Annotated in this window: 22 protein-coding genes; 8 read left to right on the top strand and 14 right to left on the bottom strand. The window is 72.0% G+C overall.

What is annotated here, in order from left to right; translation table 11 throughout:
- The first annotated feature begins 265 nt into the window (after positions 1 to 265).
- The gene (pip, locus tag ABZX11_RS31070; protein WP_354919564.1) at positions 266 to 1210 is read left to right on the top strand and encodes a prolyl aminopeptidase; all 945 of its coding nucleotides are present in this window, start codon (positions 266 to 268) and stop codon (positions 1208 to 1210) included.
- Here pip and ABZX11_RS31065 read toward each other — a convergent pair.
- Positions 1196 to 1747 (bottom strand): TetR/AcrR family transcriptional regulator, encoded by a 552-nt coding sequence (locus ABZX11_RS31065; RefSeq protein ID WP_176172840.1) that lies wholly within the window; start codon positions 1745 to 1747, stop codon positions 1196 to 1198. The two genes, pip and ABZX11_RS31065, sit on opposite strands and share 15 nt — an antisense overlap.
- A 59-nt stretch (positions 1748 to 1806) precedes the next feature.
- On the opposite strand from ABZX11_RS31065, the gene ABZX11_RS31060 reads away from it, so the two are divergent.
- Entirely contained in the window at positions 1807 to 2586 is a 780-nt protein-coding gene (locus ABZX11_RS31060) for an SDR family NAD(P)-dependent oxidoreductase (protein WP_176172841.1), read from the top strand.
- Here ABZX11_RS31060 and ABZX11_RS31055 read toward each other — a convergent pair.
- The 5 genes from ABZX11_RS31055 to ABZX11_RS31035 form a co-directional block, all read right to left on the bottom strand.
- The gene (locus ABZX11_RS31055) at positions 2583 to 3371 is read right to left on the bottom strand and encodes an ABC transporter permease (protein WP_176172842.1); all 789 of its coding nucleotides are present in this window, start codon (positions 3369 to 3371) and stop codon (positions 2583 to 2585) included. The two genes, ABZX11_RS31060 and ABZX11_RS31055, sit on opposite strands and share 4 nt — an antisense overlap.
- 8 nt (positions 3372 to 3379) lie before the next feature.
- Complete coding sequence (locus ABZX11_RS31050) at positions 3380 to 4219, bottom strand: ABC transporter permease (protein WP_176172843.1); 840 nt, start codon at positions 4217 to 4219, stop codon at positions 3380 to 3382.
- A 178-nt stretch (positions 4220 to 4397) separates the two neighbouring features.
- On the bottom strand, positions 4398 to 5600 hold the full coding sequence (locus ABZX11_RS31045; protein WP_354919559.1) for an ABC transporter substrate-binding protein: 1203 nt from the start codon (positions 5598 to 5600) through the stop codon (positions 4398 to 4400).
- A 19-nt stretch (positions 5601 to 5619) separates the two neighbouring features.
- A complete protein-coding gene (locus ABZX11_RS31040; protein WP_354919556.1) occupies positions 5620 to 6696 on the bottom strand; it encodes an ABC transporter ATP-binding protein in 1077 nt (358 codons plus the stop codon).
- Positions 6693 to 8114 carry a gamma-aminobutyraldehyde dehydrogenase gene (locus ABZX11_RS31035; RefSeq protein WP_176172846.1) on the bottom strand — a complete coding sequence of 474 codons (1422 nt, stop codon included), beginning with the start codon at positions 8112 to 8114 and terminating at the stop codon, positions 6693 to 6695. The genes ABZX11_RS31040 and ABZX11_RS31035 overlap by 4 nt, the downstream gene beginning before the upstream one ends.
- 113 nt (positions 8115 to 8227) lie before the next feature.
- Between ABZX11_RS31035 and ABZX11_RS31030 the strand changes: the two genes are divergently transcribed.
- Both ABZX11_RS31030 and ABZX11_RS31025 read left to right on the top strand, forming a co-directional pair.
- Positions 8228 to 8962, top strand: a complete 735-nt coding sequence (locus ABZX11_RS31030) for an FCD domain-containing protein (protein WP_176172847.1) — start codon at positions 8228 to 8230, stop codon at positions 8960 to 8962.
- Positions 8963 to 8995: 33 nt separating this feature from the next.
- Positions 8996 to 9727: a cache domain-containing protein gene (locus ABZX11_RS31025; protein ID WP_176172848.1), complete on the top strand. Its 732-nt coding sequence runs from the start codon at positions 8996 to 8998 to the stop codon at positions 9725 to 9727.
- On the opposite strand, the gene ABZX11_RS31020 is transcribed toward ABZX11_RS31025, so the two are convergent.
- Entirely contained in the window at positions 9703 to 10077 is a 375-nt protein-coding gene (locus tag ABZX11_RS31020; protein WP_354919551.1) for a hypothetical protein, read from the bottom strand. The genes ABZX11_RS31025 and ABZX11_RS31020 overlap by 25 nt on opposite strands.
- 123 nt (positions 10078 to 10200) lie before the next feature.
- Between ABZX11_RS31020 and ABZX11_RS31015 the strand changes: the two genes are divergently transcribed.
- Positions 10201 to 10653, top strand: a complete 453-nt coding sequence (locus ABZX11_RS31015; protein ID WP_354919548.1) for a hypothetical protein — start codon at positions 10201 to 10203, stop codon at positions 10651 to 10653.
- Here ABZX11_RS31015 and ABZX11_RS31010 read toward each other — a convergent pair.
- A complete protein-coding gene (locus ABZX11_RS31010) occupies positions 10650 to 12101 on the bottom strand; it encodes a PucR family transcriptional regulator (RefSeq protein WP_354919545.1) in 1452 nt (483 codons plus the stop codon). The two genes, ABZX11_RS31015 and ABZX11_RS31010, sit on opposite strands and share 4 nt — an antisense overlap.
- A gap of 101 nt (positions 12102 to 12202) precedes the next feature.
- Between ABZX11_RS31010 and gabT the strand changes: the two genes are divergently transcribed.
- Both gabT and ABZX11_RS31000 read left to right on the top strand, forming a co-directional pair.
- Positions 12203 to 13558, top strand: coding sequence for a 4-aminobutyrate--2-oxoglutarate transaminase (gene gabT / locus ABZX11_RS31005; protein ID WP_354919542.1), 1356 nt, complete (start codon positions 12203 to 12205; stop codon positions 13556 to 13558).
- Positions 13555 to 14982 (top strand): aldehyde dehydrogenase family protein, encoded by a 1428-nt coding sequence (locus tag ABZX11_RS31000; RefSeq protein ID WP_354919539.1) that lies wholly within the window; start codon positions 13555 to 13557, stop codon positions 14980 to 14982. The genes gabT and ABZX11_RS31000 overlap by 4 nt, the downstream gene beginning before the upstream one ends.
- On the opposite strand, the gene ABZX11_RS30995 is transcribed toward ABZX11_RS31000, so the two are convergent.
- From ABZX11_RS30995 to ABZX11_RS30975, 5 genes are all read right to left on the bottom strand, one after another.
- On the bottom strand, positions 14979 to 15632 hold the full coding sequence (locus ABZX11_RS30995; protein WP_354919536.1) for a response regulator transcription factor: 654 nt from the start codon (positions 15630 to 15632) through the stop codon (positions 14979 to 14981). The genes ABZX11_RS31000 and ABZX11_RS30995 overlap by 4 nt on opposite strands.
- Complete coding sequence (locus ABZX11_RS30990) at positions 15629 to 16759, bottom strand: histidine kinase (RefSeq protein WP_354919533.1); 1131 nt, start codon at positions 16757 to 16759, stop codon at positions 15629 to 15631. The genes ABZX11_RS30995 and ABZX11_RS30990 overlap by 4 nt, the downstream gene beginning before the upstream one ends.
- Before the next feature lie 44 nt (positions 16760 to 16803).
- Entirely contained in the window at positions 16804 to 17961 is a 1158-nt protein-coding gene (locus ABZX11_RS30985) for a serine hydrolase domain-containing protein (protein WP_354919530.1), read from the bottom strand.
- A gap of 103 nt (positions 17962 to 18064) precedes the next feature.
- Positions 18065 to 18832, bottom strand: coding sequence for a helical backbone metal receptor (locus ABZX11_RS30980; RefSeq protein WP_354919527.1), 768 nt, complete (start codon positions 18830 to 18832; stop codon positions 18065 to 18067).
- Positions 18829 to 20235 carry an RNB domain-containing ribonuclease gene (locus ABZX11_RS30975; protein WP_176172857.1) on the bottom strand — a complete coding sequence of 469 codons (1407 nt, stop codon included), beginning with the start codon at positions 20233 to 20235 and terminating at the stop codon, positions 18829 to 18831. The genes ABZX11_RS30980 and ABZX11_RS30975 overlap by 4 nt, the downstream gene beginning before the upstream one ends.
- A gap of 130 nt (positions 20236 to 20365) precedes the next feature.
- Between ABZX11_RS30975 and ABZX11_RS30970 the strand changes: the two genes are divergently transcribed.
- On the top strand, positions 20366 to 21310 hold the full coding sequence (locus ABZX11_RS30970) for an AAA family ATPase (RefSeq protein WP_354919524.1): 945 nt from the start codon (positions 20366 to 20368) through the stop codon (positions 21308 to 21310).
- On the opposite strand, the gene ABZX11_RS30965 is transcribed toward ABZX11_RS30970, so the two are convergent.
- The gene (locus tag ABZX11_RS30965; RefSeq protein WP_176172859.1) at positions 21307 to 21504 is read right to left on the bottom strand and encodes a hypothetical protein; all 198 of its coding nucleotides are present in this window, start codon (positions 21502 to 21504) and stop codon (positions 21307 to 21309) included. The two genes, ABZX11_RS30970 and ABZX11_RS30965, sit on opposite strands and share 4 nt — an antisense overlap.
- Positions 21505 to 22486 lie beyond the last annotated feature (982 nt).

Here is a 22486-nt window from a genome sequence, read left to right as displayed (position 1 = left end):
CATCCATGAACATCAATCATGTTCTTGACTGGTGTTCGACTCGTGGCTTAGCGTTTAGCCCGTCGCCGCCACGACGAACTTCGCACCCTCGACGAGGAGGACCGAAATGCGTGAGCGGACTGTCCGACCCGGCTGAGGCCCCCCGAACCGGGGACCCGCTCAGCCCGGCGGCGGGGGCGGGTCCCCACCTTTCTTGGCCGTCGTCCCGGCGCCCGGCGGCGAGGCGTCGGGACGACGGCCAAGGCTCTACGGCACAGTGTTTCGCATGGACGAGCTGTACCCGCCGATCGCCCCGCGTGCCGAAGGGTTCCTGGAAACCGGAGACGGGCACCGGATCCGGTGCCAGGAGGCGGGCAACCCGGCCGGGAAGCCGGTCGTGGTGCTGCACGGCGGCCCGGGCAGCGGGATCGCCCCGATGGCGCGGCGGCACTTCGACCCGGCGGCCTACCGGATCGTCCTGTTCGACCAGCGCGGCTCGGGCCGGTCGACTCCGGACGCCGGCGACCTCACCGCGAACACGCTGTGGCACCTGGTCGCCGACATGGAACTGCTGCGCGAACGGCTCGGCATCGAGCGCTGGCAGGTCTTCGGCGGTTCCTGGGGCGCCACGCTGGCCCTCGCCTACGCCGAGACGCACCCTTCACGCGTCAGCGAAATCATCCTGCGGGGCGTGTTCACCGTGCGGCAGAGCGAGCTGGACTGGATCTACCGCGGTGGCGCGGCGCACCTCTTCCCGCGCGAGTGGGAGGCGTTCCTCGCGCCGCTCCCGGCGGAGCTGCGGGCCGACCCGCTGGCCGGGTACGCGGTGCTGCTGGACGACCCGGCCGAGGAGGTCCGCCACCGCGCGGCGGTCGCGTGGAGCACCTGGGAGGGCGCAACGGTCTCGGTGGTCCCCCAGGAGTCGTTCGTCCGCCAGTACGCCGATCCGGCGTTCGCGCTGACGTTCGCGCGGCTCGCCGTCCACTACTTCACGCGGGGCGCCTGGCTCGACGACGGGCAGCTGATCCGCGACGCGGGCAAGCTCGCGGACATCCCGGGCGTGATCGTCCAGGGCCGCTACGACACGGTGTGCCCGCCGGTCACCGCCTACGAGCTGCACCGGGCGTGGCCCGGTTCGGAGCTGAAGCTGATCGAGGGCGCCGGGCACGCGGTGACCGACCCCGGCGTGCTGGCCGCGCTGCGGGCGGCGACGGACTCATTCCGCGAGTAGCACCGCGAACACCCGCTCCAGCTTGCGCCGCACCACCTCTTCGTCCGCCCCGTTCAGCGCGGTGCTGCCGAGGAGCGTGCGCATCACCCAGAACCCGGCGATGACCGACAGGGCCAGCGCCGGGCCCGGCTGCTCCCGGCCGGGAAGCAGGTCGGCCAGGTGCTTCTCGACGTGCCGCTCGATGCCCGCCCGCAGGATTTCGGCGGCCCGCGGGTTGGGGGCCGACCGCAGCATCAGCAGGAACGGTTCGAGCCGCCCGGCCTCCGGCGCGGTCCGGCGCACGAGCGAGGCCGCGAGGTCGGCGGCGAGGGTCTCCGGGTCGCCGGTGAGCACGGTCCGCTCGGCCATCGCCGCTTCGACGACCTCGGCGAAGAGCCCTTCCTTCGAGCCGAAGTAGCGGTTGACCAGCATCGCCGTGACCCCGGCGGACTCGGCGATCTCGCGCACGCCGACACCGTCGTAGCCGGCCCGGGTGAACGCTTCGAGCGCGGAGGCCAGGATCGCTTCCCGGGTCGCGGCGGCGTTGCGGGGTCTCATGTATACGAGTGTAGACTTACACTAAGTCTACAGGTGTATACCTCCACGGAAGGTGCTTCATGGATCTCGGAATCGCGGGTAAGCGGGCGCTGGTCACCGGTTCGAGCGCCGGTCTCGGCGAGGCGATCGCGCGGCTGCTGGCCGCCGAAGGCGCGGCCGTGGTCGTCCACGGCCGGAACGCGGCCCGGACGGAGAAGGTGGCGGCGGAGATCGGCGCAGCCGGGGTCGCCCTTGGCGATTTGTCGACCGGCTCCGGAGCGGACGCGGTCGCCGAGGCGGCGGGCGACGTCGACATCCTGGTCAACAACGCCGGCGCGTACGACCACCTCGGCTGGACCGACGCGACGGCGGAGGACTGGGCCGCGATGTACGAGGCGAACGTCGTCTCGGCGGTCCGGATGATCCACCGGTGCGTGCCGGGCATGCGCGAGCGCGGCTGGGGCCGGGTGGTCCAGATCGGCGGCGGCCTGGCGATCCAGCCGCTGGCGATGCAGCCGCACTACACGGCGACGCTGGCCGCGCGGCACAACCTGGCGGTGTCACTGGCCAGGGACCTGGCCGGCACCGGCGTGACGTCGAACGTGGTCTCCCCCGGCGCGATCCTGGTGGACTCGGTCCGTGAGCTGCTGACGTCGATCGCCCCGGCCCACGGCTGGGGCACGGAATGGGCGGAGATCGAGCACGCCGCGGCCCGCGACCTGGTGCCCAACGACGTCGGACGGCTGGGCCGTCCCGAGGAGATCGCGGCCGCGGTCGGCTACCTGGTCAGCCCGGCGGCGGCGTACGTGAGCGGCGCGACGATCCGCGTGGACGGCGGCACCATCCGGTCGGTGCACTAGAGCCGGCCGCCCGATGCCGTGTCGCCCGAGAGGCGTTGGGCCAGGTACACCGGGACCGTCGACGCCACGATCAGGACCGCCGCCACCACGTTGACGATCGGTGCCTGGTTCGGCCGGAACAGGTTGTTGTAGATCCAGATCGGCAGCGTCTCCATGCCGGTGCCGAGGGTGAACGTCGTCACGATGATCTCGTCGAACGACAGCGCGAACGCCAGCAGGCCGCCCGCCAGCAACGCCGAGCGCAGCATCGGGAACGTCACCAGGCGGAACGTCGTGAACCCGGTCGCGCCGAGGTCCATCGACGCCTCCTCCAGGTTGCCGCCCATCCGCCGCAGCCGTGCCACGACGTTGTTGAACACCACCACGATGCAGAAGGTCGCGTGCGCGATGATCGCCGTCAGCAGACCCAGATCGATGCCGAGGATCGTGCGGAACGCGTTGTTCAGCGCAATGCCCGTGACGATCCCCGGCAGCGCGATCGGCAGGATGATCAGCAGCGAGACCGGGTTGCGCCCGAAGAACCGGTAGCGCTGCAACGCGAACGCCGCCATCGTGCCGAGCACCAGCGCGATCGCCGTCGCCGCCAGTCCGGCCTCGACGCTCGTCCACAGCGCGTGCAGCGCGCCTTCGTTGGCCGCCGCGCGGCTCCACCACTCCAGGGTGAACCGGGTCGGCGGGAAACCGAACGTGGTGTCCGCGTTGAACGAGTTGAGCAGCACCACCACCAGCGGGAAGTAGATCACCGCAAGGCCGAGCCCCAGCGCCGTCCACAGCAGCTTGCGCACGAGAGCTCCTAGAGGTTGTCCAGCGCGCCGGTGCGGCGCACCGCGGCCAGGTACACCAGCATGATCACGACCGGCACGGTCGCCACCGTCGCCGCGAACGGGAGGTTGTTGGCCGCGCCGATGTTGTCGTAGACGACGTTGCCGAGCATCTGGGACGTGCCGCCGACGATCTTCACCGCGATGTAGTCGCCGAGTGACAGCGAAAACGTGAAGATCGAGCCCGCCACGATCGCCGGGAAGGTCAGCGGCAGGATCACCGAGCGGAACGTCCGCAGCGAGCGGGCGCCCAGGTCACCGGAGGCGTCCACCAGGGAATCCGGCAGCCGGTCGAGGCCCGCGTAGATCGGGAGGATCATGTACGGCAGCCAGAGGTAGGACAGCGTCATGATGGTGGCCGTCACGCCGTAGCCGGGCGAAAGCCAGCTCAAAGCGCCGTTGCCGGACAACATCGAGCGCCACGCGTACGCCTTCACCAGGTAGCTCGCCCACAGCGGGGTCATCACGGCGATCACCAGGATCCGCTGCGCCCGCGGCGAGGCGAGCTTGGCCATCGCGTAGGCCATCGGGAACGCGATGACGGCGTCGATCACCGTCACCAGCGCGGCGATCCCGACCGTGCGGAAGGTGATCGTGCGGTACACCGCGTCGGTGAACAGCGTCTTGAAGTTGTCCAGCGACCACTCGATGACAACCTGGCCGGTGAAGGCGTCGGTGTGCCAGAACGCCGTGACGAACAGCGCGGCGAGCGCGCCAAGGTAGGCCAGGCCGAGCCACAGCAGCGGCGCCGAGAGCAGGAAACCCAGGCGCAGCCGGGGTTTCCGGTAGAAGAAGGCCGAAACGGCGGTCATCGTGCCTCGCAGGAGCAGGTCCGGGAGCGGCGGGCGGAGTGGGGGGACACAGCCCGCCGCTCCCGGAGTTCGGGTCGCCGAGCCGGCCCGAAAGCAGGCGGATACGAACGGGAGCTAACCGCTCACCGGAACGTTGTTCCGCCGTGGCTGCCGGTCGGATCGGCGACAATGGGCAGAGTCAGCCCTTGATTTCGGTCCAGGCCTTGGTCCACTCGCCGTAGTCCTTGCACTTGACGTCCGTGCGGCCGTCGAGGCACTGCGGGATCGGCGTGGTCCAGTAGGCGATCTTCGCCGCGTACCCGGCGTCGCCGGCGTGGTAAATGTCGCAGAGCGTCTTGTCCGTCATCTCCGCGCACGCCTTCGTGTTCGCCGGCGCTTCGCCGAAGTACTCGGCGACCTGGGCGTTGACCTTCGGGCTGATGATGTAGTCGAGCCACTTGTACGCGCACGTCTTGTGCGCCGACTTCGCCGCCACCATCCAGGTGTCCGACCACCCGGTCGCGCCTTCGCTGGGCACGGCGGACTCGAGCGGCGCGCCTTCGCCCTTGGTCAGGTTGACCGTGACCTGCCAGGCGGTCCCGACGACGGCGTCGCCGTTCTTCAGCGCCTGCGACTCCTTGAGGTAGTCCGACCAGTACTCGCTGACCAGCGGCCGCTGCTGCTTCAGCAGATCGACCGCGGCGGTGAACTGCTTGTCGTCCAGGGCGTACGGGTTCTTGATGCCCAGGTCCGGCTGGTGCGCCTGCAGGTACAGCGCGGCGTCGGCGATGTAGATCGGCGAGTCGTAGGCGATCACCTTGCCCTTGTAGGGCGAGTTCGCGTCGAACATGACCGACCACGAGTTCGGCGCCGGCGTCACCTTGTCGGTGCGCCAGGTCAGCAGGTTCGCGCCCCAGCCGTGCGGGATACCGTAGGCCGTGCCGCCCACGCTGTTCCACGACTTGTCCTTGAGGAACGGCTGGACGTCGGCGTAGTTCGGCACCAGCGCGGTGTTCACCGGCTCGGCGTCCCCGGAGGCGACCAGCCGCAGCGACGCGTCACCGGAGGCGGACACGACATCGTATTGGCCGGTCTTCATCAGCGTGACGGCCTCGTCGGACGTCCCGAACGGCTTGACGTTGACCTTGCAGCCGGTCTGCTGCTCGAACGGCGTGACCCAGTTGACCTTCGGGTCGTTGGAGCCGTTCTCCGCGTACCCCGGCCAGGCCAGCACGTTCAGCTGGCCTTCCGGCTGCCCGAGCGCCTTGAGCGCTTCGAGCTTCGGCGGGGTGAACCCCTGCGCGCCGGGCGGCGCGGACGAACTCGTGCCCGACGTGCCACATGCAGCCAACAGCAGGCTAGCGCCGAGCATCCCGGCAAGCCGCGTCTTCCTGTTCTTCATGGCAACCCTTCCGAAGGGACTACTGGACCTGGAAGCTGTGTTCGTTCCGCCAGCTCAGCCGGACGCGGCCGTCCGCGAGGACGCCGTCGGTGTTCTGCCGCACCACCGAAAGCCGGCCGCCGGCGTCGAGGGCGACCGAGTACCGCACGGTCGCCCCGGCGTAGACGACGTCGGTGACCGTGCCGGTCGCGCTGGTGTCCCCGGCCGCGGCGGGCTCGGACAGGTCGGCGTCGATGCGGATCTTCTCCGGCCGGATGCTGAACAGCCCCGGCCGCCCGATGACGCTCTCGGCACCGCGGCCGCCGAGCAGGTTCGACGTCCCGACGAACCCGGCGACGAACGCGCTCGCGGGCCGTTCGTAGACCTCTTCGGGCGGGCCGACCTGCTCGATCTTCCCGTCGTTGAACACCGCGATCCGGTCGCTCATGGTGAGCGCTTCGTCCTGGTCGTGGGTGACGAAGACGAACGTGATGCCGACGTCCCGCTGGATCTGCTTGAGCTCCAGCTGCATCGCCTGCCGCAGCTTGAGGTCGAGTGCACCGAGCGGTTCGTCGAGCAGCAGCACCTTGGGCCGGTTGACCAGCGCGCGGGCGAGGGCGACGCGCTGGCGCTGGCCGCCGGACAGCTGCGCGGGCTTGCGCGAGCCGTAGTCCTCCAGCCGCACGGTCTTCAGCGCTTCGAGCGCGCGCTCCCGGCGTTGCTGCTTCGGGACGCGCTTGACGCGCAGGCCGTACTCGACGTTCTGCTGCACGCTCATGTGCGGGAACAGCGCGTAGTCCTGGAACACCGTGTTGACGTCCCGCTCGAACGGCGCCAGCCGGCTGACGTCGTGGCCGTCGAGCTCGATCGTGCCCTCGGTGGGCAGCTCGAACCCGGCGATCATGCGCAGCACCGTGGTCTTGCCGGAGCCGGACGGGCCGAGCATCGAGAAGAACTCGCCCGGCGGGATGTCGAGGTCGACGCCGTCGACCGCGTGGACGTCACCGAAGTGCTTGCGCAGCCCGGAAAGCCGGATGGCCGGGCCGGTGCTTTCCGGCGCCGCGGGCTCTTCCCGGGACTCGGTGGTGGGTGCTTGGTTCGGCACGGCCAGCCTCACAGTGCGCTCATCACGTGCTTGACGCGCGTGTAGTCCTCGAGGCCGTAGAGGGAGAGGTCCTTGCCGTAGCCGGACTTCTTGAACCCGCCGTGCGGCATCTCGGCGACCAGGGGGATGTGCGTGTTGATCCAGACGCAGCCGAAGTCGAGCTTCGCGGCGGCGCGCATGGCCCGCTGGTGGTCGCGGGTCCAGACCGACGACGCGAGGCCGTACTGCACGGCGTTCGCGGCCTTGAGCGCTTCGGCTTCGTCGGAGAACCGCTGGACGGTGATGACCGGGCCGAAGATCTCGTTCTGGCTGATCTCGTCGTCCTGGCGGACGCCGGAGACCACGGTGGCTTCGTAGAAGTAACCTTCCTCGCCGACCCGGTGCCCGCCACAGTGGACGGTCGCGTGCCCGGGCAGCCGGTCGATGAACCCGGCCACCCGTTCGAGCTGGGTGGCGTTGTTGAGCGGGCCGTAGGCGACGTCTTCGTCGTCCGGCCGTCCGGTCTTCGTGGTCTCGGCCTGCCGGGTGAGCGCGGCGACGAAGGTGTCGTGCACGTCGTCGGCGACCAGCACGCGGGTGGCGGCGGTGCAGTCCTGGCCGCCGTTGAAGTACCCCGCGACGGCGATGGCTTCGGCGGCGGCTTCGAGGTCGGCGTCGCCGAAGACGATGACCGGTGCCTTGCCGCCGAGTTCGAGGTGCACGCGCTTGACGTCGGTGGCGGCCGACTTCGCGACCTCGATGCCCGCCCGGACCGAGCCGGTGATCGACACCATCGCCGGGATGTCGTGCTCGACCAGGGCGCGGCCGGTGTCGCGGTCACCGCAGACCACGTTGAACACGCCGGGCGGGAAGAACTCGCCGGCGATCTCGGCGAGCAGCAGCGTCGACGCCGGGGTGGTGTCGGAGGGCTTGAGCACGATCGTGTTCCCGGCGGCGAGGGCGGGCGCGATCTTCCAGATGGCCATCAGCAGCGGGTAGTTCCACGGCGTGACCTGCGCGCAGACGCCGACGGGTTCGCGGCGGACGAAGGAGGTGTGGCCCTCCATGTACTCACCGGCGGCACGGCCTTCGAGCACGCGCGCGGCTCCGGCGAAGAACCGGACCTGGTCGAGGATCATCGGGATCTCTTCGGCCATCGTCAGCGCGACCGGCTTGCCGGTGTTCGCGGACTCGGTCTTCACCAGCTCTTCGGCGCGGGCTTCGAGGGCGTCGGCCAGCTTGAGCAGCGCGAGCTGGCGCTGGGCCGGGGTCGTTTCGCGCCAGGTCTCGAACGCGGTCGCGGCGACCTGCAGCGCGTTGTCGACGTCTTCGGGCCCGGCGATCGGGGCGGTGCAGTAGGGGCGGCCGGTGACGGGGTCGGTGATCTCGGCCGTCCGGCCCGACTTGGACTCCACGTACGCGCCGCCGACGTAGTGCTTCAGCTCCTGCACGATCACTCCTCGGGTGCTGGCGGAAGCTAAAACATATAAGTCCATATGTAATAGGACAAGGGCATGGGGCAAGATTGGTGCGAACGGGTAGTCCGGTGCGGAGGAGCGAGGCGATGCGCAAGGGCATGTCGCACAGCGCGCGGTCCGCCATGTTCGCGCCGCTCGGCCAGGTCGGCCGGGCGGAGGCGGTGGCGGCGCGGCTGGTCGACGCCATCACGCTCGGCCTGCTCGCCGACTCCGAGCAACTGCCCAGCGAAGCCGACCTGGCCGCGCAGTTCGGCGTCTCGACCGTGACGGTCCGGGAAGCGCTGGTGGCCCTGCGGCAGCAGGGGCTGGTCGAAACGCGGCGGGGGCGCAGCGGCGGCAGCTTCGTCCGCGCGCCGGCCAACCCTCCCCCGGACGAGTGGCGTTCGCGGCTGCGCGAGGTGTCGTTGTCCGATCTGCGGGACGTCGGCGACCACTACCTCGCGATCGCCGGGGCCGCGGCCAAGCTCGCCGCCGAGCGCAGCTCGCCCGAGGACGTCGCCCGGCTGCGGCTGGCGACCGAGGACCTCCGCACGGCAGGCGGCATCGACTTCACCCGGGCGGAACGGCAGTTCCACCTGGAGGTGGCGGCGGCCGCGCAGTCACCGCGGCTGACGCACGAAGAGGTCCACCTGCAGAGCGAGCTGGGCGGGCTGCTGTGGCTGCCGCTCGGGCCGTCGGCGCCCTCGTGCGAGGAGCACGCGGCGATCACCGCGGCGATTTCCTCGGCCGACGGCGAACTGGCCCGCAAGCTGACGGAGGAGCACGTGCTGGCCGCCCTCGACCGGCTCGCGGACGTGCACCTCGGCCTGCTCGCCCCGTAAACTTCCGCTACTCCGCGCATCGAGGTGAGCACCGTGAACGACACCCGCACGCTGGCAGGCGACGAGGTCGTCGAGCAGGTTTCCGCGCTGGTGGAAGGCGTTTTCGAGCGGCTCAAGCCCCTGCTGGCGGCGGCCGAGTCGGTACTGGCGGAGGCGCCGTCCGCGGCGGGCCTGCACCGGATCCGCCCGCAGGTCACCGACGCGCTCGGCGGGCTGATCATCGGCGCGGGCTTCGTCAGCGCCCCGAACGTGCTCACCGACTCGGAGTTCGGCTTCGAGTGGTGGACGGGCTCGTCCGCGGAGCCGGCCCAGCTGTTCATCAGCCTCGACCCGGCGAGCCCGAACTTCCTGGACTACACCAGGCAGTCCTGGTTCACGGTCCCCCGCGACACCGGCCGGCGGCACATCAACGGGCCGTACGTGGATTACCTGTGCACCGACGAGTACACGCTGACGTTCACGATCCCGGTGTTCCGCGCCGGTTCGTTCGCCGGTGTCGTGGGCGCGGACGTCTACGTCCGCGAATTCGAGCGCGCGGTACGGCCGCGGCTGCGGTCACTCGGCCGCGGGGCGGCGTTGCTGAACGCGCAGGGGCGGGTGATCGTGTCGAACAGCGTCCGCCAGCCGACGGGGTCGTTGGTCCGCGAGGCGGACGTCCCGGCGTGGTGGTCGGCGGGGGCGGCGCCCGGACCGGAGCTGCGGCGGTGCGGTGATTCGCCGATCGTGCTGGTGACCGGGGCTCAGGGGCCACCCATCAGTGCGTAACCGACGTAGCAGCCGGGGGTGGCTTGGACGAGGACGGTCAGCGGCGTGGGCGCCGGCCGGGTGGTGAACACGGGGTGCGCTGTCCCGAAGAGGGTGGGCACCTCGCCGACCCGGGTGAGGTCGGCTTCCGGCGGCCCGCAGTGCGGCGCGGAGGTGCCGCACCAGCCGGCGCCCGCGCAGGTCGCTTCGCTGTGGTAATCGCGGCCCGCGTGGTGGATGCGGTACGGGAGCCCGTGGTCGGTCGGCAGGGCGTAGCCGAAGTGGTTGGCGGTCCAGGGCAGGAAGGCCAGGCCGCCTGCTGACAGGAGCAGGACCACGAGCGTCACCACAGCCAGCCGTTTGCCGGTCATGCAAAGGGGACGCGCGGAATGACACCGGCGTTGCCGGCTGCGCCACCGCGGTGAAACAGCCGGGGCGGCGCCGGCGACTACTGCCTACCGTCCCACGCGTTCGCGCCGACCCGGGAGATCGCCATGAGCACCGTGCTCACCGCAGTCCTCACGACCTTGCTCTCGAGCGGCGCGGTCCTGCTCGGAGTCGTGCTCACGATGCGCACCCAGCGGTTCGCCGCGGTGAGCACCGCACGCATGTCCCTCCTCGAAGGCCAGTCCGCTCGCCTGCGCGAGGCGCTCGCCGAGGAGCTGACCCTCACCTACCTCATCGAAAACGCCTACCGGCGCGCGATGGACACCGGCTCGCCTTGGCCGGGACCGATGGCGGAGAAGGTCGAACGGGAAGATCGGTTGTTCACCCTGGTACGCCTGCAGCTCGACGAGAGCCTGCCGCGGCACCGGAAGCTCCTCGACGCACTCGACCGGCTCCGGGAGCACAACGCGGAGGAGGTCTGGCTGACCCGCCGGAACGCGGTGATCACCGCGGTGAACGAAGCCCTCGCAGCGGACGTCGAGCGGATCCTCCGGCGCTAGGCGGGCGCCTGCAGCGCCACCCACAGCTCGGCCCGCACGCCCGGGGAGTCCAGGTCCCGCCCCAGCAGTTCCTGGGCCTTCGTGATCCGGTTCCGCAACGTGTGCCGGTGCACGCCCAGCCGGGCGGCCGCCACGTCCCAGTGGCCGTGGTGCTCCAGCCAGCAACGCAATGACTCCACCAAATCGCCTCGGCCGGTTTCGTCGTGGCTGCGCAGCGGGGCCAGCAGGCCGTGCGCGAACGCCTGGGCCACCACCGGCTCGATGAGGGACAGCAGGCCGCGGCCGGTGTGCTCGGCCGCCGAGACGAGGATCTTGCCCTCGGCCTCCGCCGCGCGGGCCGCCAGATCCGCCTGCTCCAGCCCGGCCGCGAAGTCGCCCGCCGAGACCGGGCCCGCCACCCCGCCGTGCAGGCCGCCGATCCGCAACGCCGCTTCGGCCACCGTGTCGACCACCGCTCCGGCACCGAAAACCGCCACCGACGCTCCCGAGCGGGCCGCGAACACCTCGTCCTCCAGTGCGTCGAGCAGCTTGCGCCGGGCCGCGGGCGGGCCGAGGAACACCAGCACCGACCACGGCGCCCGCGGCGGCTCGGCCCCGGTGGCCGCCAGCACCCGCAGCGCCAGCTCCGCCTGGCCGCCCGCCAGCAGTTCGAGCAGCCCGGTCCGCAACGCCTGCCGCGCCGTCGCCTGGGCGCGATCCTGTTCCAGGGCCAGGGAAAGCACCGAAACGGCGGTGTTGACGATGTGCCGTCCCGCGGTGTCGAGCGGCGCACCGACCGCGAGCACCCGCCGCGCGCTGGTGTCCAACGTCTGCAGCACGACTTCCCGGCCGTCGAGCGCCACCACCCGGGTGCCGGTGCGAAGCCGCTCGAGTTCCTCACGCAGCGAAGGGCCGTACGCGCGTGCGCTCGCCGGGGCCGCTTCGGTGACCGTGGTGCGCTCGAACAGCAGCGCCCAGCCGTCGACCAGCTTCGCCAGTTTGCGCAGCACCCCGGCCGGGCCGCCCTGGCCGACCGCCGTGCGGGTCAGTTCCTGTTGCGCGCGGCCGATCCGGACCGTCGTCGCGTACTCGTCCGCCGCCACCGCACGCGAAACCGCGCGGGTGATCGCGATGAACGGCGTCTTCCGCGGCACCTCCAGCACCGGCAGCCCCACCGCCGCCGCCGTCTCCACCAGCGAACGCGGGACGGACTCGTGGCTCAGCCCGACGCCGAAGCCGAGCCCCGCGACCCCCGCGTCGACCAGACGGCGGACGTAGGCAGGCGACGTCCCCTCGTCCAGCGCCAGGCCGGTGGTGAGCAGCAGCTCGCCGCCTTCGAGGAACGCCTGCGGGTCCGTCAGCTCGGTCGGGTGGACCCAGCCGATCGGGCGGTCGAGGACGTCTTCGCCGGTCAGCACCCGCAGCCCGAGCGGGCGCTCGGCGGCCAGCGCGGCCAGCGTGAGTGCCATAACGGCCAACTCTACGCGCCGAACTGTCCGGAACGGCCACCTGACGACCGCCCGGTAACCACTCATCCTGAGGACGTCCACCGACTTCCCAGGAGCACGCCGTGACCGCAAGCACCACCGCCGGGCCCCAGGCCCCGGCGCCCCGCCAGCGCAGGCTGCAGACCGAGATACCCGGCCCCGTCTCGCGCGAGCTGCAGCAGCGCCGCGCCGGCGCCGTCGCCGCCGGGGTCAGCTCGGTGTTGCCCGTCTACGTCACCTCCGCCAGCGGCGGCCTGCTCACCGACGCCGACGGCAACGTGCTGATCGACTTCGGCTCCGGCATCGCGGTGACCAACGTCGGGCACTCCGCGCCCGCCGTCGTCGACCGCGTCCGCAAGCAGGCCTGCTGGTTCACCCACACCTGCTTCATGGTCACGCCGTACGAGGGGTACGTCGAGGTCTGCGAGGCACTGGCCGAGCTGACCCCTGGCGACCACGCGAAGAAGTCGGTGCTGTTCAACTCCGGCGCCGAAGCCGTCGAGAACGCCGTGAAGATCGCGCGCACGGCAACCGGACGTCAGGCCGTCGTCGTGTTCGACCACGCCTACCACGGCCGCACCAACCTGACGATGGGCATGACCGCGAAGTCCATCCCCTACAAGCACGGCTTCGGCCCCTTCGCGCCCGAGATCTACCGGGTGCCGGGCTCGTACCCGTTCCGCGACGGCCTGTCCGGCCCGGAAGCCGCCGCGCTGGCCATCGACCGGATCGAGAAGCAGATCGGCGGCGACCAGGTCGCGGCGGTCGTGCTCGAACCGATCCAGGGCGAAGGCGGCTTCATCGAGCCCGCGCGCGGCTTCCTGCCCGCGATCGCGGCCTGGTGCCGCGAGAACGGCGTCGTGTACGTCGCCGACGAGGTCCAGACCGGGTTCTGCCGCACCGGTGCCTGGTTCGCCTCCACCGACGAGGACGTCGTCCCGGACCTGATCGCGACGGCCAAGGGCATCGCCGGCGGCCTGCCGCTGTCCGCGGTCACCGGCCGCGCCGAGCTGCTCGACGCGGTCCCGCCGGGCGGCCTCGGCGGCACGTACGGCGGCAACCCGATCGCGTGCGCCGCGGCGCTCGGCTCGATCGAGACGATGAAGACCGAAGACCTCGCGGCCTCGGCCAAGCGCATCGAAGGCGTCGTGCTGCCGCGGCTGCGGGCACTGGCTGCCGAAACCGGGGTGATCGGCGACGTCCGCGGGCGCGGCGCGATGCTGGCCGCGGAATTCGTCCGCCCCAGCACGTCCGAGCCCGACGCCGATCTCACCAAGCGCGTCGCGGCCGCCTGCCACCGCGCCGGGGTCGTGGTGCTGACCTGCGGCACCTACGGCAACGTCGTCCGGCTGCTGCCGCCGCTGTCGCTGTCCAACGACCTGCTCGACGAGGGCCTCTCCGTGCTGGAGCACGCGGTCCGGACGGAGGCCCGCGCATGACGTTCCCGTTCTGGGTCGCCGGGAAGCCGGTGACCGGCGGCGCGACCGCCGTCGTCCGTCACTCGTTCGACGGCTCCGAGGCCGGTTCGCACTTCGTGCCGTCGGAGTCGGACGTCGAGGCGGCGGTGCAGGCCGCGGCCGACGTCGCCGACGAGTTAGCGACGCTGCCCGCGCACGTCCGCGCGGGTGCGCTGGACCACGTGTCCCGATCGCTGGGTGAGCGGTCCGAAGAGATCGCTTCCTTGATCACGGCGGAGTCGGGCAAGCCGCTGAAGTGGGCGCGCGGCGAGGTGGGGCGCGCGGTGTCGACGTTCCGCTGGGCGGCCGAGGAGGCCCGCCGCTTCTCGGGCGAGCTCCAGCGGCTCGACACGGACCCGGGCGGCACCGGCCGGCTGGCCCTTATCCGGCGGGTGCCGCGCGGGCCGGTGCTGGGCATCACGCCGTTCAACTTCCCGCTGAACCTGGTGGCGCACAAGGTGGCGCCGGCGATCGCGGTGGGCGCGCCGATCGTGCTCAAGCCCGCGCCGGCAACGCCGCTGACGGCGCTGCTGCTGGGCGAAATCCTCGCTTCGGCGGGCCTCCCGGCCGGCTCGTGGTCGATCCTGCCGGTGGACAACGAGACGTCGTCGAAGCTGGTCGAGGACCCGCGGCTGCCGGTGGTGTCGTTCACCGGCTCGGTCCCGGTGGGCTGGGCGATCCGCGACCGCGTGCCCCGCAAGCACGTGGCACTGGAGCTGGGCGGCAACGGCGCGGTGCTCGTCTGTCCGGATTGGCCGGACCTGGACTTCGCGGCCCAGCGGATCGCGACGTTCGGGATGTACCAGGCCGGGCAGTCGTGCATTTCGGTGCAGCGGGTGTACGTCCACGACTCCGTTTACGACGCTCTGGCCTCGAAGGTGGTTTCGCAGGTGCGTGCTTTGGGGGTGGGTGACCCGCGCGCCGACGGTGTCGACGTCGGCCCGCTGATCAACCTGGACGCCGCCACGCGAGTGGAATCGTGGGTTTCCGCCGCGGTTTCTTCCGGCGCACGGGTGCTGACCGGCGGCGGCCGGTCGGGAGCCACGGTCGAGCCGACGGTGCTGGCGGACGTGCCGGAAGACGCGTCGGTGATGGCCGAGGAGGTGTTCGGCCCGGTGGTTTCGCTGGTCCGGGTGTCCTCGGTGGCCGAGGGGGTGGCGCGGATCAACGCGTCGCGTTTCGGGTTGCAGGCGGGCGTGTTCACGCGTGACGTCCCGACGGCGTTCGAGGTGTCGGCGGCGTTGAAGGTGGGCGGCGTGATCGTCGGGGACGTGCCGAGCTTCCGGGCGGACCAGATGCCGTACGGCGGGGTGAAGGACTCGGGTGTGGGGCGGGAAGGCCCGGCGGCGGCGATGGCGGACTTCACCGAGGAGCGCGTCACGGTCCTGACGGGGTTGACGCTCTAGGCGAGGCCGGGGACTGCGAGGCCGGTTTCGTAGGCGACGATCACCGCCTGGACCCGGTCTCGCAGGCCCAGCTTGCTCAGCAGGTTGCTCACGTGCGTCTTCACCGTGTGCTCGCTGACCACCAGCTCCGCGGCGATCTCCGCGTTCGACAGCCCGCGCGCGAGCATCGCCAGTGTCTGCCGTTCCCGCGCCGTCAGCTCCGCGAGCCGCTGCGGGGCCGGGACCGCCGGGCGGGCCGTGTACTGCGCGATCAGCCGCCGGGTCACCGAGGGCGCCAGCAGGGCGTCCCCGGCCGCGACCACCCGGACCGCCTGCACCAGGTCGTCGCGGCGGACGTCCTTGAGCAGGAAGCCGCTCGCGCCCGCCCGCAACGCTTCGTACACGTAATCGTCCTGGTCGAACGTCGTGAGCATCAGCACCTGGCAGGACGTCGACGCGCAGACGATCTTCGCCGCCTCGATGCCGTCCATCCGGGGCATCCGGATGTCGAGCAGCAGCACGTCCGGCGAATGGGCGCGGACCGCGTCGACCGCCTCGGCACCGTCCGCCGCCTCCGCGACGACCTCGATGTCGGGCTGCGCACCCAAGATCATCGCGAACCCGGCGCGCACCAGGTCCTGGTCGTCCGCGACGACCACCCGCACGGTCATGCCCGCGCCCCGAACCGCGCCCGGACGCGGAACCCCGGGCCGTCCGGGCGCGGCCCGGCCGTCACCTCGGCGCCGCACGCGGTGGCGCGTTCGCGGATGCCGATGAGGCCGTGCCCACCGGTGCCGGTGGCGGGACCGCCGCGGCCGTCGTCGGTGATCTCGAGGGTCAAGGTGCCGTCCTGCCAGTCGAGGCGGACCCCGGCGTGCCGGGCGTCCGCGTGCTTGACGATGTTGGTGAGAGCTTCCTGGGTGATGCGGTACGCGGCGACCTCGGCGTCCGGCATGAGCTCGCCCGGCTCCCCGGAGACCGAGAAAGCGATGTCCGTCCCCGCTCCGGACGCACCCGACACCAGCAGCGGCAGGTCCGCGAGCGTCGGCTGCGGGGCGGGCGAGCCGTCGTCGGTCTTGAGCACGGCGAGCATCCGGCGCAGCTGGGCCATCGCGTCCCGCCCCGCCGACGCGATCGCGTCGAAGGCCGCCTCGGCGCGGGCCGGATCGCCGGGCAGTGCCACCGGGCCCGCCTCTGCCTGCACGACCATGAGGCTGACCGCGTGGGACAGGATGTCGTGCATGTCCCGCGCGATCCGGGCGCGTTCCCGTTCCGCCGCCCGTGCGGCTTCGGCGAGCCGCTCGCGCTCCAGCCACTCGGCCCGCTCGCGGGACGCCACCGCGACCCGGCCGATCGCGTAGGCGGCGGCGAACAGGATCCCGCTGCGCAACGCCGTTTCCGACGACGCTGTGAGCAGGCTTCCGCCGACCGTGACCGCCAGGGCGGCGACCCGCGGCCACGGCGCCGACCGCACCGCGACCGTGTAGAGCGCGATCAGCACGCCGTACCAGACCGGCTGGGCCGGGACGTTCCCGGCGAAGTCGTAGGCCCAGGCGCCCACCAGGCCGGACAGCAGCACCGCGACCGGGAACCGCCGCCGCCACCCCAGGACTCCGGCCGCCGCCAGCACGACGACGACACCCCACGCGTGCCACGGGCCGCCGGCCGGGTTCGTGCGGGAGAAGAACGGCCACAGCCCGGCCACCGCCACGCCCGCGGCCAGCGCCACGTCGACACCCGCGGCGGGCAGCGCGCGCAGGCGGCGGGTCAGGGGTTGGAGAACCGGCGAGGCGGACACAGGACGTGATCCTGCCCGCTCCCCGGTTCCCGGGGCCCACCCGGTCATCCGCGCGCGGCCAGCGTCATCCCGGCGGCGACGATCTGCTGCGTGACCGGCGTCGGGTTGTCGCCGTTCTTGGCGTCGTTCGCGGTCAGGCCGTAGACGAGCCGCCGCTGGCCGTCGCGCGTGCCGCCGATCCCCGCGAGGTAGCCGTACCAGCCACCGCTCTTGCCCCAGACCTCGCCGACGCCGGGCAGCTTGAACCGCTGGAGGCCGGCCCCGAAACTCGCGGGCTTCCCGGAGACGTCCGGGACCGGCGGCACGGCGAACAGCTCCGGCTGGACCGACGGCGGCAGGAGCCGTCCGCCCAGCAGCGCCTCGGTGAAGACGTCGAGGTCCCGGGTCGTCGAGACGATGCTGCTGGAGGCCCAGCCGAACGACTGGTCCCAGCGCGTCACGTCCTGGACGGAGCCGTCGGTCATGACCTGGTAGCCGTGCACGTGCGGGCCGTGGAGCGCGGGGTCGTGGCCGGGCGCGGTGGTCCCGGTCAGGTGCAGCGGGCGCACGATCCGGTCCCGGACCTGGCTTTCGTAGCTGCGTCCGGTGACCTTCTCGACGAGCATCCCGGCGACGATGTACCCGATGTTGCGGTAGTGCTGCGCCGTGCCGGGCTCGAACTCCTTGGTGCCCTTGGCGAAGGCCGCCGCCACGTACTGCTCCGGCGTCCAGCGGTCGAACCGGTGCGCCACCACGTATTCGATGCTGTCGTCCTCGATGACGGGGCTCGGCAGGCCACTGGTGTAGTCCAGCAGCTGCCGGACGCTCACCGCGGGGTACCCGGCCGGCAGCAGGCCGGGCAGGTATTCCTGCACGGTGCCGTCCAGGGCGATGCGCTGCTCGGCGACCAGCTGCAGCACGACGACGGCGGTGAACACCTTGGTGACGCTGCCGATCCGGAACCGCGCGTCCGGGTCGACCCGCGCCCCGGTGCGGCGGTCGGCGACACCGGCGGTGCCCGTCCAGCAGCCGTCCGGGCCGGTCGCGCGGACCAGCGCCGCGTTGACGGCGTCGTTCGGCAGGCCCTTGATCGCCTGCTCGAGTGCGGTGGTGTCCAAGGGTTTCCGGGCCACGCAGGCGTGGCCGGGAGTCGTGGCGAACGCCGGTGCGGCGGTGCCCGCCAGCGCGAGGGCGAGCAGGGCAGCGGCGACGTGCTTGATCATGGTGAAGGCTCCTCGGTGGGTTCCGGTGCTGCCTTCGATCATGGTTTTCCGCGCCGCGCGGCGGATCGCCGGTGAGAGCGATTCCGCGGCTCACTCTCAGGGACTAGTCCAGTGCTTCCGTCAGCGCCGCGTGCGCCTCGACCAGCGACGGTCCGTACCACGTGAGGTGGCGGCCCGAGACCAGGACGTACCGCGCGTCCGGGAAGTGGTCCGGCCCGTCGTCGGCGGTGAACAGGTACGGCTCGTCCGGCAGCACCAGCAGGTCCGCGTCCGAGCTCAGGTGCGCCCGCAGCTCCTCCACGTCCGGCCGCGGGTAACGCTCCGCCGCCGTCGCGTACACGTTCGCCACGCCCACCCGGCGCAGCACGTCCCCGGCGAACGTGTCACGGCCCAGGACGATCCACGGCTTGCGCCACACCGGGACCACCGCGTGGAACCGCACCGGCCGGACCTCACGCCAGACCTGCTCCGCCTCGACCAGCCACTCCGGCTCGTCCAGCTCGTACGCCTGGGTCAGGATCCGGCGCAGCGAGCCCAGCGCGGCGGGCACCGAAGCCGCCGCGGCCATCACCCACACCGGGATTCCGTTGGCGCGCAGGCGTTCCACGTCCTCCGGGCGGTTCTCCTCCGCGTTGGCCAGCACCAGGTCCGGCGCCAGGTCGAGCACCCGGTCCAGCTTCGGGTACTTCGAGCCGCCCACCCGCGGGACGTCCAAAGCGGACGGGTGGGTGCAGTAGTCCGTGGCGCCTGCCAACCGCCCCGGCGCGCTGACCTCGACCGCTTCGGTCAGCGACGGCACGAGCGACACCACTCGCGAAGCCGGTCCGGACAGCGGCACCGGTTCGCCGAGGTCATCGACGAGGTGAGTCATGCGCGTTCGAACGACACCTTCCGCTTTTCGGCGTCGACCGCGGTCAGCCGGACCGCGATCCGCTCCCCCGCGGTCAGCCGCTCCCCCGCGCACTTCGCCATCACCGTCGGGTCCTCGACCAGGATCTCCGCCTTGTTCTCGTCCGCGCGCAGCACCACCGCGCTGAACTCGCCGCCGACGTGCTCGGCCAGCACCCAGGCCTCGACCTGGTCGATGCACGCCCGCTCGACCTTCGCGGCGAGCGTGTCCGACGCGCTCATCCGCTCCGGCACGTCCGCCAGCGCCGCGCGCACCCACTCCGGGACCTCGCGGCCGGCCGAGACGGCGAGGCAGATCTCCGTCGCGAACCGGTCGACCAGCCGCCGGATCGGCGCCGTGACGTGCGCGTACGCGCCGCCGATGCCGGCGTGCGTCGTCAGCGACGGCAGCTCGCCGTCGAACGCCGTGTAGCCCGCGCCGCGCAGCAGCCGGGTCGTGTCGGCGTAGAGGGCCATCGACGCCGGCTGGCCCGGGTCCAGTTTGGACAGGAACTCCGAAACGGTCGCCTCCGGCGCCCACGGGATGCCCAGCGCCTCGGCCGAGCGGCGCAGCCAGTCGACCGCCTCGGGCTCCGGGTCGGGCAGCGTGCGCAGGACGCCGATCCGCGCGTCGAGCATGATCCGCGCCGCGGCCATGCCGGTGAGCAGCGAGATCTCGGCGTTCCAGGCGTCGACGGCGGTGCGCGGGCGGCGGGCGAGCACCCAGCCGCCGTCCGGGTCGCCGGTGATCTCCTGCTCCGGCAGCTGCAGCTCGACGGCGCCGCGCCGGACGGCCAGCTCGCGCCGCCGCCTGCCCAGCTCGGGCAGCGCGGCCACCGACGGGTGCGGGTTCCCGGCGTCGAGCGCGGCCTGCACGGTCTCGTAGTCGAACTGCTCGGTGGACCGGACCAGCGCGCGGCGCACCCGGGTGGCCGTCGGCTCGCCGGCGTCGTCGGTCTCGATGGTCCAGAGCACCGCGGGCCGGACCTCGCCGGGCAGCAGGCTCGCCGCGCCCTCCGAGAGCACCGGCGGGTGCAGCGGGACGTTGCCGTCGGGCAGGTAGAGCGTCTGCCCGCGGCGGCGCGACTCGCGGTCGAGCGCGCCGCCGGGCGGGACGAACGCGGCGAGGTCGGCGATCGCGTAGTGCACGCGGAAGCCGTGCGCGGTCTTCTCGACGACCATCGCCTGGTCGAGGTCCTTGGCGCCGGGCGGGTCGATGGTGACCAGCGGCAGGTCCGTGGCGTCCTCGCGGGGGCCGGCGCTGGCCAGCGGGTCGAGGACCGCCGCCTCCGCCTCGGCCAGCACCTCGGGCCCGAACGACTCCGGCAGCGAAAACTCGGCACGCAGGGGGCCGAAGTCCCCGCCCGCCGAGTGTGTCCTGATCACGAGGGGAGGCACCCCCCAACCCTAACCCGCTCCGGGCCCGGAGATCGCCCGATCGGGCGCGGGCCGGTCGGGTGTACGTTTTCGGGGGTCGAAATGAAAACCGTCTTCATTCCCAGAAAGGGTCTCTCCTGTGAAGATCGCGTTCGTCGGCAAGGGCGGCAGCGGCAAGACCACGCTCTCGTCGCTGTTCGTCGCGCACCTCGCCGACGCCGGCCTGCCGGTGCTGGCCATCGACGCCGACATCAACCAGCACCTCGCGGTGGCGCTCGGCGCGACCGAGGAGGAAGCGCTCGCCTGGCCGACGCTGGGCGACAACATGACGCTGATCAAGGACTACCTGCGCGGCGACAACCCGCGGATCCCGGACGCGGCGTCGATGATCAAGACGACCCCGCCGGGCCGCGGGTCGAGGCTGGTCCGGCCGTTCGAGGACAACCCGGTGTTCGCGGCGTGCTTCCGCCAGCTGGGCGGCGTCCGGCTGGGCGTCACGGGGCAGTTCGACGAGGACGACCTCGGCGTCAAGTGCTACCACTCGAAGGTGGGAGCGGCGGAGCTGCTGCTGAACCACATGGTCGACGTCGACGGCGAGTACGTCGTGATGGACATGACGGCGGGCGCGGACGCGTTCGCCTCGGGGCTGTTCACCCGGTTCGACGTGACGTTCCTGGTGTGCGAGCCGACGGTCCGGAGCGTCGGGGTGTACCGCCAGTACGCGGACTACGCCCGCGACTTCGGCGTGCGGCTCGTGGTGGTGGGCAACAAGGTGACGGACGCGGAGGACGTCGAGTTCCTGCAGGACCAGGTCGGGCCGGCGCTGCTGGGGTGGCTTTCGGCGTCAGGGCACGTGCGCGCGGCCGAGCGCGGGAGGGCCCGGCCGATCGCCGAGCTGGAGCCGATCAACCTTTCGACGCTGGCCTCGATGCGCGCGGCAGTCGACGGCGAACAGCGCGATTGGGCCCGCTACCAGCGCCAGGCAGTCGAGTTCCACCTGCGCAACGCGGCGGCCTGGGCGGGCGCCGACCTCGCCGCGCAGGTGGACCCGGAGTTCGTGCTGAGCCCGCGGCTGACGGTCTAGTCGTCGTTCCAAGACGCGTCGGCGGCGTCGGCCTGCCTGGTGCGTTCCTTGGCGATGTCGAGGGCGCGCCGGGCGGTGGCCTCGTCCGGGTAGGGGCCGAGCAGATCGACGCTGCGGCTGCGTTCGAGGTGCTCGACCTGGTGGGTGCGGGTGTTGTAGTACCACCCCTGGTCCGGGTTCGGATCTTTCGACATGGACCTAGGTTCGCACCCCCGGCCGCGTTTTTCAGCGCTTGTAGCGGTACGGGATTTCGGTCGGCTGCCCGGTGGGGCCGAAGTCCTGCGGTTCTTCGGGGTCTTTCTGTTCGGTGAACTCGTCGAACCAGCCGCGCGGGGTACCGCGGGGAGGGGTCTCGGGTTCTTGGCGGCTGGGCTGCGGGAGAGGGGTGTCCCGGCCGGGGAAGACGGGGCGGGCGTTGGGGGCCGGAGGCGGGACGGGGGGCATGGTGCCGGGGCCGGGGAAGACCGGGCGGGCGGGGGCTGCGTGGCGGGTGGGGAAGGGCTGGGGGGTGGATTCCGGGCCGGGGAAGACGGGCTTGGAGCGAGGGGCGGCCGGGTTTTGGGAGCTGGAGCCGGGTGCGGCTGGGGCCTGCGCGGGAGCGGTGGGTGTGGCTGAGGCCGTGGCGCCCGATGCGGTCGGGGGACCAGCCGGCCCCTGCGTCGGCGCGGCGGGTGCCGCCGGGGAACCCTGAGCCGAAGCACCGGATGCGGCGGGGGAACCCAGCGCGCCTTGCGCGGGGTCACCGGGTGCGCCTGAGGGGCCTGCCGGGCTTTGGCCGGTTACCGGCGCATCGGAGGTCGCCGGGGAGAAGGCCGACCCCTGCGTCGGTGCGGCAGGAATCCCACCCTGCGAGGTGGCGACGCCCGGCTGGTGATTGAGAACCGGGCTCGGTGCCTGCGGGGTGCCTGGCACCGGAGGAAGGCCCTGAGCGGAGGTCGTGCCCTGCGGGGGTGCAGTGCTCGGTGTGGGGGCGCCGCCGTGGACCGGCGACGGTCCGGTGGGCTGCGCTGCATGGCTGCCGTGTGCGGGAACGGGTCCGGGACCGTTGCTGGGAGCCGGCAAGCCGGCGGGTCCCCAAGGCGGCCGGGGCAGGGAGGAGCCGCTCGTAGGAGGCTGCGCCTGTGACGAGCTCGACCCCGATTCCTCCCCCACGACCGCCGACGGCTGCGGAGCGTT

Source organism: Amycolatopsis sp. NPDC004169 (genome assembly GCF_040610315.1).
Classification (GTDB): Bacteria; Actinomycetota; Actinomycetes; order Mycobacteriales; family Pseudonocardiaceae; genus Amycolatopsis.
This window is presented reverse-complemented; position numbering and strand designations above follow the sequence as displayed.